This is a genomic window from Novosphingobium clariflavum, assembly GCF_026420865.1.
Lineage (GTDB): Bacteria > Pseudomonadota > Alphaproteobacteria > Sphingomonadales > Sphingomonadaceae > Novosphingobium > Novosphingobium clariflavum.
In genome coordinates, this window is the sequence record NZ_JAPCWC010000011.1 from 115,679 (window position 1) to 129,838 (window position 14,160).

A 14,160-nucleotide genomic window follows, 5' to 3' on the forward strand; every position below is an offset into this window, starting at 1 on the left:
CAGGTTAGCCGGCTGTCGAGCCGGGTTCGCCCGCACCGGTTGCCGCCTCGGCCTCCGCTTGCGGGTCGATGATGCTGATCTGCTTGCGATCGATGAGGTTGAGCGTGTGCCACGCCATCGCCCCCATTGCGAGGTAGGAGACCGCGCCCGCCAGCGCCACGGCCCAGGCCGCGCCGCTGGGCCCGAGCGGAATGAAGAACACCATGCCCAGCGCCAGGGCGACCACCGAAAGCAGGCGCGCGATCAGCGAGTGCTGCGCGCGGCCGGTGGAGTGCAGCACCGGCTCGAAAGCCACGCTGGCGAAATCGAAGCAGGCTCCCACGGTCAGCGGCACGAGGATCGCCTCACCGCGCTCGAACACGTCGCCGCCGATGATCGCCAGCAGTTCCTTGCCGAGCAGGATCGCCACCGTCACCACGACGACGCCGCCGATACCGGCGATCTTGCTGGTCTGCATCGCCAGCTTGCGGAACTCGTCGGCCTGCGAGGAGACGCGGGCGCGCGCCACTTCGGCGTAGACCGAGCGGGTCAGCAACGAGGACAGCTTGGTGAGCGCCTGCGACAGCTGCGAGGCCAGTCGGTAGAGACCCGCCGCCTTGGTGCCGACCCAGGCACCGACGACCAGCAGCGGGCCGTTCTTGACCGCAGCATCCAGCGTCGAGCCGACATAGGTGACCATGAAGAAGCGGCCGATGCCGGGGTTTTCGGCCAGCGCCTGGCGCCATTGCAGCGCCGTGCGCCAATTCACCGCCGCGGGCGCGAGCCGGCGTGCCATGATCCAATAGAGCAGTGCCTCGAGCAGGTCGATCGCCGCCCAGGCGAACAGGAAGCGACCCACCGTCGGCCCGGTCAGCCAGATCACCACGGCGGCGATCAGGCGCCCGGTGGGCACGATCGCCTCGACGTAGACCGCCATGTCGAAGCGGTGCAGCGCGCGCACGATCCCGGTCGGCGCCGAAACCAGCGCCCAGAGCGAGGCACAGCAGAACCAGAAGGCCACGTCCATGTACTGGGGATTGAGCTCCAGCATATGCGCAAAGCCGTAGATCAGGATCGCGGCAAGCCCGCAGCCCATGACCGCGCCCAGCGCATCGAGCACCCCGCACAGCATGCCGAGGCGCCCGAACTTGCCCCAGTCCTGGTTGTGGACATGCTCGCTGCCGTACCGCACGACTACCCGCCAGGTCTGGAAACCGGCAATCGCGATGAGCGCCTGCGCGGTGCCGAAGATCAGCGAGAAGTGCCCGAAGTCCTTGAGCCCCAGCGTACGCGTGAGGATGGCGAGATAACCGATGCCGCATACCGCGCCGAACCCCTTGCCGCCCAGCAACCAGGCGGTGTTCTGAAGGATCCGGCCCAGTGGAGAGCTGCTCTCTTTGGGTGGGCGTTTGGGAGACATTGAGCCTGCATTGGACGAGGGGAGGGCGACTTGCAAGCCAGTCGCCCAATCCCGATTGCCCTTGCATGAACGTCAACCGCGCAAACCGCGCAGGCTTGCCTGCCCCGGCCGCCACGCCGCACCTTTCCCTTTTGCGCCGCGATCACTAGATGCTGAGCCATCTCCCCCGTGAACATGAATGTGAACCCGATGATCGAACACGCCATTCTTCTCAGCGCCGGCCAGGGCTCGCGCCTGCTTCCGCTCACCGCCGAACGCCCCAAGTGCATGATCGACTTTTCCGGTCGCTCGCTGATCGAATGGCAGATCGAGATGCTCGCACGCGGCGGCGTCAAGCGCATCGACGTCGTCACCGGCTTCATGACCGACATGCTCGAAGACCATCTCCAGTCGATCAAGGACCCACGCGTCGAGATCACCGTGCGCTTCAACCCCTTCTTCAAGGTGGCGGACAACCTCGGTTCGTGCTGGATCGCCCGCGAGGCGATGCGCGGCGACTTCCTGATCCTCAACGGCGACACGCTGGTTTCGGAAGAGATCGTCCACAAGGTCCAGCAGGGCGCGACCGACAAGGACGGCAATCTCTGGCCGATCGCGGTCACCGTCGACGTCAAGCAGGACGGCTACGACAGCGACGACATGAAGGTGGAACGCACCGGTGACGGCCGTCTCGTCCACATCGGCAAGACGCTGACCGCCGAGCAGTCGAATTCCGAATCGATCGGCTTCCTCGCCTTCCGCGGCGAAGGGGCGGACCTGTTCCGCGAAACCGTACGCCAGGCGATGCGCACCCCCGAAGGCGTTCAGCACTGGTATCTCAAGGTGATCGATTCGATCGCGCCCACCGGCAAGGTCGGCACCAACTCGATCGAGGGCATGAACTGGGCCGAAGTCGACTTCCTCAACGACATCGAGATCGCGACGAAGCTGACCGACACCTGGGCTTGAACAGGCCCTGATACCCGGCACCGGAAGCCGAAAAAAATGGGCGGTCCCGAAAGACCGCCCTGTAAGTTGGGGAGAAGCGGTTCGCACCATCCGCCGTGGCGGGTGGTGCAAGACCGGCAGGCATTTCTCTTGCAGGCATTGCGGATTTCGCCATTGATCGCGGTCAAATTGGAGCGATGCTTTCGATTTATCGACCGCTGCTCTTAAAATCCGCGGCTCACCGCCGTCCTTGCGCGCCTATGGACGCCCATCGTTTCAAGCCGACACCGGTCCCCCGCGCGCGCCGGCGTGGGCAGCTCACCCGCTTCACCCTGACCGACTCGCAAGGGCAACCGATCGAAGTGATCGTGCGCAACATCTCCGCGCGCGGGCTGAGCGCTGCCGCCTTGCGGGAGGCGCCCGCACTGAATGCAGTGGTGCGGGCACAGCTGGAGGATGGGCGCGAGCTGTGGGGCCTCGTGCGCTGGGCCGAGGGTAACCTGTTCGGCGTGGAGTTCGAAACGCCGGCGGCGTGAAGGTCACACCGCCGAACTGAAGCGTCGCAGCGAATCCCTGCGATAGGGATCGAATCGCGCCGCGATCGAACGGGCATAAGGCAGGCCATCGGGCGCGATCACCAGATCGTCGCCATCCCCTTCGCAAAGGCCGGCGGCAAAATAGGGGGCGAGCATCGGCCAGGCCTCGCGCCGCAGGTCCTGGTCGATATGGGCGCGGCCACGGCACAACAGATCCTCGATCACCTTCCCGCGCCGCCGGTCCTCGGCGCCGCGCAGAATGCCTCGGTCCGCACTCAGGCGGTCCTGCGACAGCATCATCCGATAGCGCCCGGTGTTCTTCTCGTTCTGCACCAGAAGCCCGGGGAAGCTGCTGATCGCCGAGGCCCCGAGCCCCACGAGGACCGGCGCCTGATCCTCGGTGAAGCCCTGGAAATTGCGGTGCAGCCGCCCCGACAGCGCGGCCTGCGCGATCGCATCGCCCGGCTTTGCGAAGTGATCGAAGCCGATCGGCACATACCCCGCCTCGACCAGGAAGAGGTAACCGAACGCCGCCATGGCAAAGCGCGCCTGCGCATCGGGCAGGTCGGCGGCATCGATCTTGCGCTGGCGCGCGATCAGGTGCGGCACATGGGCATATCCGAACAGGGCGATACGATCGGCACCCAGCGCAACCGTGCGCTCGAGCGAATCGCGCAGATCCGCAAGGGTCTGGCCGGGCAACCCGTACATCAGGTCGAAGTTGATCGAACCCACCCCCGCGCTGCGCAGCATCGCCGTGCCCGTCTCGATCATCGCGGCCGGCTGCACGCGGCCGATCGCCGTCTGGAGTGCGGGCGCAAAAGTCTGCACGCCCATGCTCGCGCGGCTGATGCCGACAGAGGCGATCACCTCGGCCCATTCCGGCGTCAGCGTGCGCGGGTCGAGCTCGATCGAGATGACCGGGCTGGATGCGGCAAAATGCAGCGTCAGCTCATCGACGAGCCGCACGAAGGCAACTGGGGAGATCCCGTTGGGACTGCCTCCGCCAAAGGCGATGCGGGCGATCCGCGCGGTCTTGGGCAGCAGTTCGGAAACCAGCGCGATCTCGCGGTGCAGCGCATCGAGATAGCTCGCCACCCGGTCGGACAGATTGGCGACGCTGGTGTTGCAGCCGCAGTACCAGCAGATCTTCTCGCAGAAGGGGATGTGGACGTAGAGCGAGACTTCGCCCTTCGTCTCCTCCAGCGCGGAGACCAGTTGCGATGCTCCCACGCCCTCGCCGAACTCCGCAGCGGTGGGGAAGCTGGTGTAGCGCGGCACGGGAACGGCCAGCAATTCGGGATGATAGGTCCACATGCAGGGGAGAATCACTCACCTGCCGGGAATCGTCATTGCGCTCGATCAAGACGCTTGCGCGAGGACCCGGTGTGGCAGCCCTTGGCGCAGCACGGGCCCTGCTGCGGTCCCGGCGGTGCATCGCCGGGCTGCACCGGGATCGAGGCCACACCGCCCCCGCACAGCGGCACGGCGAGCGCACGCGCCTCGGCCTCGAGCGGGCCGATCATGGCCGGCACCATGGCCAGCGTGCCGAACAGGGCCAGCGCCGCCTTCACGGCGCCCCTTCCCCGTCGCTGTCCTCCTCGATCAGGATGCGCTGGGCGGCGCCGTCGAGATCCTCGAACTGGCCGCTGCGCATCGCCCAGAAGAACGTGCCGAGCCCGGCCAGCCCCATCGCCAGCGCCAGCGGGATCAGGACCCCGACAATGTTCATGCGCCCTCCTTCCCGGCACTGCGGGCGAGCCGCAGCGAGTTTCCGACCACCAGCAGCGAACTGGCCGACATCGCCAGCGCTGCCACCAGCGGGGTGACGAAACCGCCAATCGCCAGTGGCACCGCCAGCATGTTGTATAGCACCGCCATGGTGAAATTCTGCCGCACAATCGCCATCGTCCGCCGCGCCACCCGCACTGCCAGCGCCACCGGCATCAACCGCTCGCCCACAAAGACCGCGTCGGCCGCCTGCTGGCTGACATCGCTGGCGCTGCCTGGCGCGATCGAGACATGGGCACCGGCCAGCGCCGGACCGTCGTTGAGCCCGTCGCCGACCATCAGCGGACGATGGTCCGAGGCCTTGCGGCGCTCCAGCAAGGCCAGTTTGCCCGCAGGATGCATCCCCGCCGCCGCGAAAAGGTGCAGTTCACGCGCCACCGCCGCTACCGATTCGGGCCGGTCCCCGGAGGCGATCGAACAGGCCAGCCCCTGCCCGGAAAGCGCTGCCAGCGCCGCCTGCACGTCCGGGCGCAGCGGGTCGGCAAAAGCGATACGCGCCGCCTTGCCCGCGATCACCAGATCCGCGGCCAGCCCGGCGACTTCGCTTTCCGGCCGGAGCAGCGCCACCGGCCTGCCCTGGAAGCGCGCGCTCATGCCCTGCCCGGCGGTTTCCTCGACACCGTCAAGCACGGCCGGTTCGACGCCCTCTTCCCGCAGTGCCCGGGCAAGCCCCCGGCTCAGCGGGTGGCGGCTCTCCTGCGCCAGCGCCAGAGCGATCCGCCGCGCCTCCTCGCCAAGCCCCGACAGGTCCACCGGGCGCGGTTCCCCCAGCGTCAGGGTGCCGGTCTTGTCGAAGATCACCTCGTCGACTTCGGCCAGACGCTCCAGCGCCGAACCGTCCTTGATCAGCAGGCCCCGCTTCATCAGCGCACCGGCCGCCACGACTTGCGCGGCCGGCACCGCGAGGCCCAGCGCGCAAGGACAGGTGATGATCAGCACGGCGACCGCGATGAGCAGCGCCTGGTGGAGCCCCGCCCCCGCCAGCAGCCATCCGCAGAACGACAGGAAAGCGAGACTATGGACCGCCGGAGCATAGAGCCGCGCCGCCCGGTCGGCGATGCGCACGTAGCGCGAGCGCGACTGTCCCGCCTCGTCCATCAGCCGGGCAATGTCGGCCAGCGCGGTGTCGCGCGCCGCGGCAACCACCGTCAGCCGCACCGGATTGCCAAGGTTGACCATGCCCGCATGGACCAGATCGCCCGCCACCACCGGCCTCGGCGCACTCTCGCCGGTCAGCATCGCCGCATCGACCAGGGTGCGGCCTTCGAGCACGGTGCCATCGGCCGCCAGCGCCTCGCCGGCTGCCACCAGCATGACCATGCCGGGCACGATCCGTTCGGCCTCGACATATCGCGTCGCCCCGTCCGGCTGCACGATCTGCGCGCCGCGCCCCATCCGCCCCAGCAGCGCGGCGATCCCCGAGCGGGCCCGGCTGCGCATCATCGCGTCGAGCGCGCGGCCCGCGAGCAGGAAGAACAGCAGCATGACGGCGCCGTCGAAATAGGCATGCGGGCCGTTCGTCGCCGTCTCGTAGAGACTGAGCACGGTCGCCAGGACCACCCCGATCGAGATCGGCACGTCCATGTTGGTGCGCCGGTGGCGCAGCGCCATCAGCGCCGAGGCGAAGAAGGGCCGCCCGGCATAAGCGATCACCGGCACCGCGATCAGCGCCGAAAGCCAGTGGAACAGTGCCCGCGTCGGCGCATCCGCGCCCGACCAGACCGAGACCGAAAGCAGCATGATGTTCATCATGCCGAACCCGGCAACCGCAAGCGCCCGCAGGAGACTGCGGGTCTCCGCATCGTCGCGGGCGAGCGGATTGTCGGCGGCGCGTTCGGCCTCGAAGCCGAGCTTGCGCAGTTCGGCGATGATCGCCTCGCCGGTCAGTTCCGGCGCATGGCTGACGGCGACCCGCTTGGCCGAGAAATTGACCCGCGCCGCCGCCACACCCGGCACTTGCGCCAGGCCGCGCTCGACTTTGCCGATGCAGCCCGCGCAGCGCATGCCGGGCACCGTGAAGCGGCTGTCGATACATGGCTCGGCGGCTTCCGGACGGCGCAGCGGCGCGTTCATGCCACCGGTTCCTCGACGCGCCAGCGGCGGCCATCGGCTTCGACCTCGAAGCGCAGCGTCCAGCGCCCGGCAGGCAGCACCTCCCGGCTCACGAAACGCCCGCCGCCGTCGCCGCCGAAGGTCAGCGGGGTATCCGGCAAACGGCCGAGCGGATGCCGCGCCACGGCCTGCAGGCGCGCTCCTTCGGGAACCCCGCGCAGTTCGGCCCGCACATGGCCGTCGCCCATGCGCCGGGCCGCCAGCGTCCAGCCCAGCGCCTTCTCGCGCGCGGCTTCGTCCAGCCAGCGGTTGAAGTCCTGGCTGGCAACATAGGAATTCTCCACCACCTCGCCGCCGAAAGTCGAAAGCGCCAGATGCGCCATGGTGAAGTTGACCGCGATCACCACGCCGAACCCGGCGACGAGGATCGCCGCCATGTGCCGGCCGGTGAAAGGGGATGCGGGCGGGGTCATGAGGCACCTCCGGGGCTGTCGAACTGGGCGGGCGCCTCGGCCTGCTCGCGCGCCTGCGCCTCGGCCTGCAGGTGGAAGCGGAATTCCTGCGCGGCGGAAGTGGCAGGGGCCACCACATAGAGGCGCAGCACGCGGGTCTCGTCGGCGGGCACTTCGCGCACAAGGCGCGGCGCGGCAGCCACGCGCGCCATGTCGTCGCTCCACATCCGCGCGCCCGGCAACCCCTCGATCGAGATCGCCATGCGGCGCGGGCGGCCCTCCATGTTGCGCAGGCGCAGGGTATAGGCATTGCGCACCGAACCGTCGCTGAGAAGGATGTACGAAGGGTTGCGGTCCTTGGCGACGGTCAGCCCGGTGTGCACGCGCGTGCCCAGCAGGAACAGCAGCGCGAGGCCGATGCCCGCCCAGACCGTGAAGTAGACGATCGTGCGCGGACGCCAGATCAGCCGGAGATGACGGCTCGGCGGTTGCCCGGCCTTCTCTCGCTCGGCATCTTCCAGCGTTGCGTAATCGATGAGCCCGCGCGGCCGGCCGACCTCCTTCATCACCCGGTCGCAGGCATCAATGCACAGCCCGCAGGTGATGCAGCCAACCTGCGGGCCTTGCCGGATGTCGATCCCGGTGGGGCAGACCGCGACGCACTGGTTGCAGTCGACACAGTCGCCGCAGCTGCCGGGCCGGGCGAGCGCCTTCTTGAGGCTGCCCCGCGGCTCGCCGCGCCAGTCCTTGTAGGTGACGGTCAGGCTTTTCTCGTCGAGCATCGCCGTCTGGATGCGCGGCCAGGGACACATGTAGATGCAGACCTGCTCGCGCATGAAGCCGCCGAGCACGAATGTCGTGGCGGTCAGCACCCCGACGGTGGCGTAGGCGACCGGCGCGGCGCTGCCGGTCCAGAACGCGTGCTGAAGCGTCGGCGCATCGGCGAAGTAGAAGATCCAGGCCCCGCCGGTGGCGAAGCTGATGACGAGATAGATCGCCCATTTGAGTAGCCGCCGGGCGATCTTGGCCCCGGTCCACGGCGCCTTGTAGAGGCGCAGGCGGGCGTTGCGGTCGCCGTCGATCAGCCGGTCGACATGCTGGAACAGGTCGGTCCAGACCGTCTGCGGACAGGCATAGCCGCACCACGCCCGGCCCACCGCCGACGTCACCAGGAACAGGCCGATGCCCGCCATGATCAGCAGACCGGCGACAAAGTAGAACTCGTGCGGCCAGATCTCGATGCCGAACATGTAGAAGCGGCGATGGGCAAGATCGACCAATACCGCCTGGTCGGGGGCGTAGGGCCCGCGGTTCCAGCGGATCCACGGCGTGATCCAGTAGACCGCCAGGCACAGCGCCATGACCGCCCACTTGAGCCGTCGGAACCGGCCGTCGATGCGCTTGTTGAACACCGGCTCGCGCCGGGCGTAGAGCGACACCGGCGGCGGCTTCACAGGCCCGGGACTGTTCATGGCTCCCGCGGCTGCTCAGGCGCGGCAAAGGCCTCGCCGCCGCCCAGTGAGTGGACGTAGGCCGCCAGCATCTTGATCGTCACCGGATCGAGGCGGGTACCCCAGGCCGGCATGACGCCCATGTGCGGGTGTGAAATCTGCGCCACCACCTCGTCGCGGCTGCTGCCGTCGAGCCAGATCGCGTCGGTCAGGTTCGGCGCGCCGAACTGGCGGCTGCCCTTGCCATCGCTGCCGTGACACACCACGCAGTTGGTCGCGAACACGTCCTTGCCCCTGCCCGAGGATGCCCCCGGGTGCTCCTTGCGCGCCAAGACCAGTACATAGCTGGCGACATCCTGGATCTGCGCCGGGGTCAGCAGGGCATCGCTGCCGAAGTTGGGCATCTGGCTCATGCGGGTCTGGTCGTCGCCGGGCTGGCGGATGCCATGGATCAGCGTCTGCTCGATGGTCCTGAGGTCGCCGCCCCAGAGCCAGTCATCGTCGTTGAGGTTGGGGAAGCCCTTCGAGCCTGCCGCCCCGGCGCCGTGGCACTGCACGCAATTGACCTTGAAGGCCGCCGCACCGCCGGCCACCGCCGCGCGCATCAGCGCGGGCTTGCCGGGCAGCTGCTCGAGCGGCGTCGCGGCGATCTGCGCGCGCAGCCCGGCGCGGGCCGCCTCGGCGGCCTGCAGTTCGTGGTCCAGCTGCTTGCGGCTCGACCAGCCCAGCATGCCCTCACTGGCATGGCTGATGCCCGGCAGGGCCGGATAGGCGATCACGTAGCCCAGCGCGAAGACGATCGTCGCGTAGAAGGTCCATAGCCACCAGCGCGGCAGCGGCGTGTTGAGCTCCTCGATCCCGTCCCATTCATGGCCGACGGTCTCGGTCTGCGTGGCTTCGTCGATCTTCCTGTCAGCCATCGTTCTCGTCCTCGAAGATCATCCGCGCGGCCGCTTCGTTGCGTTCGCGCAAGGCCCTGCGGAAGGGCCAGGCGACCAGCACGAGGAAGACCACCCCCATCGCCACCAGCCCCCAGCTGTCGGCGAGATGGCGCAGCATGTCGTAAGTGGAGTGCGTGCTCATCGGCCGTGCTCCGCGGCGAGTTCCTCCTGCGCGGCGGCGCCGTTGACGTCGACCATGGTTCCCAGCACCTGGAGATAGGCGACCAGCGCATCCATCTCGGTGAGACGCCCGGGATCGCCGTCGAAGTCGCGGACCTGGGCCTTGGGATAGCGCGCCGCGAAATCGCCCTGGTCGGCTTCCGGATCGGCCTGGGCCTTGAGGTCGGCGGCGGCCATGGCGACGTCCTTGTCGCTATAGGGCACGCCGACATGGCGCAGCGCGGTGAGGTTGGCCGCAATGTCGGGCACCTCGAGCGCGTTCTTCGCAAGGAAGCCGTACTTGGGCATCACGCTTTCAGGCACCACCGATTCGGGATCGGTGAGGTGCTGGACATGCCAGCCATCGGAATACTTGCCGCCGACACGGGCAAGGTCCGGCCCGGTACGCTTGGAGCCCCACTGGAACGGATGGTCGTACATCGATTCGGCGGCGAGCGAGTAGTGGCCGTAACGTTCGGTCTCGTCGCGGAACGGGCGGATCATCTGGCTGTGGCAGACGTAGCAGCCCTCGCGCACATAGATGTCGCGGCCCGCCTGTTCGAGCGGGGTATAGGGCCGCATGCCCTCGACTTTCTCGATCGTGTTGTCGATCCAGAACAGCGGCGCGATCTCGACGATGCCGCCGATGGCGACGGCGACCAGCGCGCAGACGCCGAGCAGGGTGACGTTCTTCTCGAGCGTCTTGTGCCGTTCGGTCATGGAGGTCATGGCTGAGGTTCCCTGTTGGGCTGGCTTATTCGGCCGCTGCCGGGACTTGGACGATCGGGCGGTCCCTGGTCGGATCGAAAGCGGCATCGCGCATCGGCGCTTCCTCGCGCCGCTTGCCGAGGATCGTCGCCCAAACGTTCACCACCATGACCACCGCGCCCGAGAGGTAGAGCAGGCCGCCGAAGGCGCGCAGCATGTACATCGGGTGGAGCGCCGCGACGCTGTCGGCAAAGGAGTTCACGAGGTAGCCGTCCGCGCCGTATTCACGCCACATCAGGCCCTGGGTGATGCCCGCCACCCACATCGAGGCGGCGTAGAAGACGATGCCCACGGTCGCGAGCCAGAAGTGCCAGTTGACCATGCGCAGCGAATAGAGCCGCTCACGCCCCCAGAGGCGCGGCACCAGGTAATAGAGCGCCCCGAAGGTGATCATCCCGTTCCAGCCCAGCGCGCCGGAATGAACATGACCGATCGTCCAGTCGGTATAGTGCGAGAGCGAGTTGACGCTCTTCACGCTCATCATCGGGCCCTCGAACGTGCTCATGCCGTAGAACGCCAGCGCCATCACCATCATGCGGATGATCGGATCGGTGCGCACCTTGTCCCAGGCGCCATTGAGCGTCATCAGCCCGTTGATCATGCCGCCCCAGCTCGGCATCCACAGCATGATCGAGAAGACCATGCCCAGCGTCTGCGCCCAGTCGGGCAGCGCGGTGTAGTGGAGGTGGTGCGGACCCGCCCAGATATAGAGGAAGATCAGCGACCAGAAGTGGATGATCGAGAGCCGGTAGGAATAGATCGGCCGCTCGGCCTGCTTGGGCACGAAGTAGTACATCATCGCCAGGAAGCCGGCGGTGAGGAAAAAGCCCACGGCATTGTGCCCGTACCACCACTGCACCAGTGCGCCCTGCACGCCGCCGAACAGCGGATAGCTCTTCGATCCCAGCAAGCTGACCGGCACGTCGAGGTTGTTGACGACGTGCAGCATGGCAACGGTGATGATGAAGGCGAGGTAGAACCAGTTGGCCACGTAGATATGCGGCTCGCTGCGCTTGACCACGGTGCCGACAAAGACCGCGAGGTAGCAGACCCACACGATCGTCAGCCACCAGTCGACGTACCATTCGGGCTCGGCATATTCCTTGCCCTGGGTGCTGCCGAGCAGATAGCCGGTCGCGGCCAGCACGATGAACAGCTGGTAGCCCCAGAACACGAAGCGGGCGAGGCCGGGAAAGGCCAGGCGGGCCCGGCAGGTCCGCTGCACGACGTAGTAGCTGGTCGCGATCAGGGCATTGCCGCCGAAGGCGAAGATCACCGCCGAGGTATGCAGCGGGCGCACCCGGCCGAAGTTGAGATAAGGCTCGAGATTGAGCACCGGCCAGGTCAGCTGGAGGGCGATGAACAGCCCGGCGGCAAACCCCGCCATGCCCCAGAACACCGTGGCGATCACGCCCCAGCGGATCGGGTCGTCGTCATACCGGCCCTCGTCGGGCATTTTCAGGAAGCCGCGCGCGATCGCTGCATAGTCGGCGCCGCTGACGGTCGCGCACATGGCAATAAACGCCGCCGTTGCGACAATCGCCATGTGAATAGAGAAATTGCGGTCCGCCGCCCCTGCAGCAGCCATTATGGCAAGAAACAGCACGGCAAGCCAAAGGCCTGCCCTCCCCAGTACCGTTGTCATGGGCCTTCTCTTTTTTCGAGGCAGTTACGAAACCTGAAGCACAGATGAACGCTAACATCGCCGGCGACATTGACGCGAGTCAAATTTCCCTGACTTTCAGGTCAATTCGAAATTTTGCGGATTTTGCGCACAATCAATTCAATCAGGCGGCAAGACGCCCAGAAGCATGACCGCAGCCGCTCAAGAGGGGGGATCGCACGGTGCGGCCCCGGCGGCGATGGAAAGAAGAGACATGCGTAAACGGACCATGCTCGCAGCGCTCGCTGTCGCCAGCGCGATCACCACTCCGGCGCTCGCCGGCAGCCCCGACGGCAAGTGGCAGGTCAAGGTGCTGGGCAGCGCCGTGCTTCCCGACGGCGGCATCGCCAAGATCAAGTCGATCGACACCGACACCACGCTCGGCAGCACGCTGGCATCGCTCGACAGCGTCGGCACCAAGGCCAACGACAACGTCGTGCCCACGCTCGCGGTCGAATACTTCTTCAACAAGACCTTCTCGGTCGAGACGATCTGCTGCTTCACCCAGCATCACGTTAAGGGCACCGGCGATGTTGCCGGCGCCGGTCTCGTCAACCACGTGCTGATCCTGCCCGCCACGGTTACCGCCAAGGCGCACCTCGACACCGGCACCCCGTTCAAGCCCTATGTCGGCGCCGGTCCGGCCTGGTTCTTCGTGTTTGACGAAAAGCCCGGCGAAACCGCCAAGGCGCTGGGCGTCGACAAGGTGAAGATGTCGAACAAGGTCGGCTTCGCACTGCAGGGCGGCGTCGACATCGCGATCAACGACAAGGGCCTAGGTCTTTCGCTCGACGCCAAGAAGTACTGGGTCAAGCCGACCGCCTCGTTCTACGACGACGGCACCCTGGCCCTGCGCACGCGCCACGATCTCGACCCCTGGGTGCTGAGCGCCGGCGTCAGCTACCGCTTCTGAGCGGGAAGGCCTCAGGGCCTGCGGACATTCACGTCCATCAACGCAAGAAGGGGAGCCTCACGGCTCCCCTTTTTCGTGTCCGGGCTCTTTCGGTTCCGGTTGTAGCCGCTTTGCGGGTCCGGCCAGCCTTGCCGTCAGCCTGCCTCTGCCGTCAGCGCCGCAAGGTCGAGGATCGTCACATCGCGGCGCGAAGGCAGGTCGATGATGCCCTCGTTCTTGAGGCGGGTGAACTGGCGGCTGACCGTCTCGATTGTCAGGCCCAGCACGTCGGCGATCTGCTGGCGCGAGAACGGCAAGGTCACGCGCTTCTGGTTCGGCATCTCGAAATCGAACGAGCAGCCCTGCCCGACCAGGCGTTCCGCCATTTCCAGCAGAAAGCTCGCGAGCTTCTCCGAAGCCGACTTGCGGCCGAGCAGCAGCATCCAGCGGCGAGTGCGATCGAGTTCGCCCAGCGTGCGTTCGAGCAGCTTGTGCTCCAGCGCTGGATGCTCACGGGCAAAGGCGTCGAAGTCGCGGCGTGAGAACACGCAGACCTTGGCATCGGTCAGCGCCGTCACGCCGTGGCCGGTGGTGCCGCCGAAGGGGCGACCGATGAAGTCGGAGGGATAGACAACGCCGACGATCTGCTCACGGCCGTCCTCGGTATTGGTGGAAAGCTTGAGCACGCCGTCGATCACGTTGGCGACCAGGACCGAGTCCTCGCCTTCCCAGATCAGCGATTCGCCCGGCGCGATCGTCCGCGTGCGACCGATCGCGTTCAGGGCTTCGAGTTCCTTCGCATCGAGGGCCGAACAGATGGCGCGGTTTCGAACGACACAAAGGTCACAACTGGACATGATCTGGGGGTACCTGCGACCTGGGTTGCTTGAGATTGCTCAGGCGATACTCCAAAGTCGAGGAACTTGAAAGGGTTCCGTCCTGCTGCGGACCAAGCAACAGCCTGAGCCTGCGCAAGCCTGAAAAGACCGCCAAGTGTTGTTTGAGAATGGGTTTTTGGGGTGTGCTTGAGATTGGTTGCGGGGGTAGGATTTGAACCTACGACCTTCAGGTTATGAGCCTGACGAGCTACCGGGCTGCTCCACCCCGCGTCACCATGGTTGCGTCTGTC

The 14,160-nt window shown here is 66.8% G+C and carries 15 protein-coding genes and 1 tRNA gene; 3 read left to right on the forward strand and 13 right to left on the reverse strand.

Annotated features, from left to right (window positions below; genetic code table 11):
- Positions 1-4: 4 nt before the first annotated feature.
- Entirely contained in the window at positions 5-1,399 is a 1,395-nt protein-coding gene (locus OKA11_RS15110; RefSeq protein ID WP_267221750.1) for a lipopolysaccharide biosynthesis protein, read from the reverse strand.
- Positions 1,400-1,588: 189 nt separating this feature from the next.
- Between OKA11_RS15110 and OKA11_RS15115 the strand changes: the two genes are divergently transcribed.
- Positions 1,589-2,347: a phosphocholine cytidylyltransferase family protein gene (locus tag OKA11_RS15115; protein ID WP_142636750.1), complete on the forward strand. Its 759-nt coding sequence runs from the start codon at positions 1,589-1,591 to the stop codon at positions 2,345-2,347.
- A 239-nt stretch (positions 2,348-2,586) separates the two neighbouring features.
- Complete coding sequence (locus OKA11_RS15120) at positions 2,587-2,862, forward strand: histidine kinase (protein ID WP_267221752.1); 276 nt, start codon at positions 2,587-2,589, stop codon at positions 2,860-2,862.
- A gap of 3 nt (positions 2,863-2,865) precedes the next feature.
- Here OKA11_RS15120 and hemN read toward each other — a convergent pair whose 3' ends face one another.
- The 10 genes from hemN to ccoN are packed head-to-tail and all read right to left on the reverse strand — an operon-like array spanning position 2,866 to position 12,121.
- Positions 2,866-4,179, reverse strand: a complete 1,314-nt coding sequence (gene hemN, locus OKA11_RS15125) for an oxygen-independent coproporphyrinogen III oxidase (protein ID WP_267221754.1) — start codon at positions 4,177-4,179, stop codon at positions 2,866-2,868.
- A 32-nt stretch (positions 4,180-4,211) separates the two neighbouring features.
- A complete protein-coding gene (locus tag OKA11_RS15130; RefSeq protein WP_267221756.1) occupies positions 4,212-4,436 on the reverse strand; it encodes a hypothetical protein in 225 nt (74 codons plus the stop codon).
- Positions 4,433-4,594, reverse strand: coding sequence for a cbb3-type cytochrome oxidase assembly protein CcoS (gene ccoS / locus OKA11_RS15135; protein ID WP_267221760.1), 162 nt, complete (start codon positions 4,592-4,594; stop codon positions 4,433-4,435). The genes OKA11_RS15130 and ccoS overlap by 4 nt, the downstream gene beginning before the upstream one ends.
- Positions 4,591-6,726 (reverse strand): heavy metal translocating P-type ATPase, encoded by a 2,136-nt coding sequence (locus OKA11_RS15140; protein ID WP_267221762.1) that lies wholly within the window; start codon positions 6,724-6,726, stop codon positions 4,591-4,593. Before OKA11_RS15140 ends, ccoS begins: the two co-directional genes overlap by 4 nt.
- On the reverse strand, positions 6,723-7,178 hold the full coding sequence (locus OKA11_RS15145) for a FixH family protein (RefSeq protein ID WP_267221764.1): 456 nt from the start codon (positions 7,176-7,178) through the stop codon (positions 6,723-6,725). Before OKA11_RS15145 ends, OKA11_RS15140 begins: the two co-directional genes overlap by 4 nt.
- Positions 7,175-8,629 (reverse strand): cytochrome c oxidase accessory protein CcoG, encoded by a 1,455-nt coding sequence (gene ccoG, locus OKA11_RS15150; protein WP_267221767.1) that lies wholly within the window; start codon positions 8,627-8,629, stop codon positions 7,175-7,177. Before ccoG ends, OKA11_RS15145 begins: the two co-directional genes overlap by 4 nt.
- Positions 8,626-9,528, reverse strand: a complete 903-nt coding sequence (ccoP, locus tag OKA11_RS15155) for a cytochrome-c oxidase, cbb3-type subunit III (protein WP_267221769.1) — start codon at positions 9,526-9,528, stop codon at positions 8,626-8,628. Before ccoP ends, ccoG begins: the two co-directional genes overlap by 4 nt.
- On the reverse strand, positions 9,521-9,691 hold the full coding sequence (locus OKA11_RS15160) for a cbb3-type cytochrome c oxidase subunit 3 (protein WP_267221771.1): 171 nt from the start codon (positions 9,689-9,691) through the stop codon (positions 9,521-9,523). The genes ccoP and OKA11_RS15160 overlap by 8 nt, the downstream gene beginning before the upstream one ends.
- Positions 9,688-10,437 carry a cytochrome-c oxidase, cbb3-type subunit II gene (gene ccoO / locus OKA11_RS15165; protein WP_142636729.1) on the reverse strand — a complete coding sequence of 250 codons (750 nt, stop codon included), beginning with the start codon at positions 10,435-10,437 and terminating at the stop codon, positions 9,688-9,690. Before ccoO ends, OKA11_RS15160 begins: the two co-directional genes overlap by 4 nt.
- 25 nt (positions 10,438-10,462) lie before the next feature.
- On the reverse strand, positions 10,463-12,121 hold the full coding sequence (gene ccoN / locus OKA11_RS15170) for a cytochrome-c oxidase, cbb3-type subunit I (RefSeq protein WP_267221774.1): 1,659 nt from the start codon (positions 12,119-12,121) through the stop codon (positions 10,463-10,465).
- Positions 12,122-12,353: 232 nt separating this feature from the next.
- Here ccoN and OKA11_RS15175 point away from each other — a divergent pair, with 232 nt between their 5' ends.
- Positions 12,354-13,052: an OmpW/AlkL family protein gene (locus tag OKA11_RS15175; protein WP_267221777.1), complete on the forward strand. Its 699-nt coding sequence runs from the start codon at positions 12,354-12,356 to the stop codon at positions 13,050-13,052.
- 134 nt (positions 13,053-13,186) lie between these two features.
- Here the strand turns inward: OKA11_RS15175 and OKA11_RS15180 are convergent, their stop codons facing one another.
- Entirely contained in the window at positions 13,187-13,888 is a 702-nt protein-coding gene (locus tag OKA11_RS15180) for a Crp/Fnr family transcriptional regulator (RefSeq protein WP_267221779.1), read from the reverse strand.
- Between the two features lie 175 nt (positions 13,889-14,063).
- A tRNA-Met gene (locus OKA11_RS15185) sits at positions 14,064-14,140 on the reverse strand.
- Positions 14,141-14,160 lie beyond the last annotated feature (20 nt).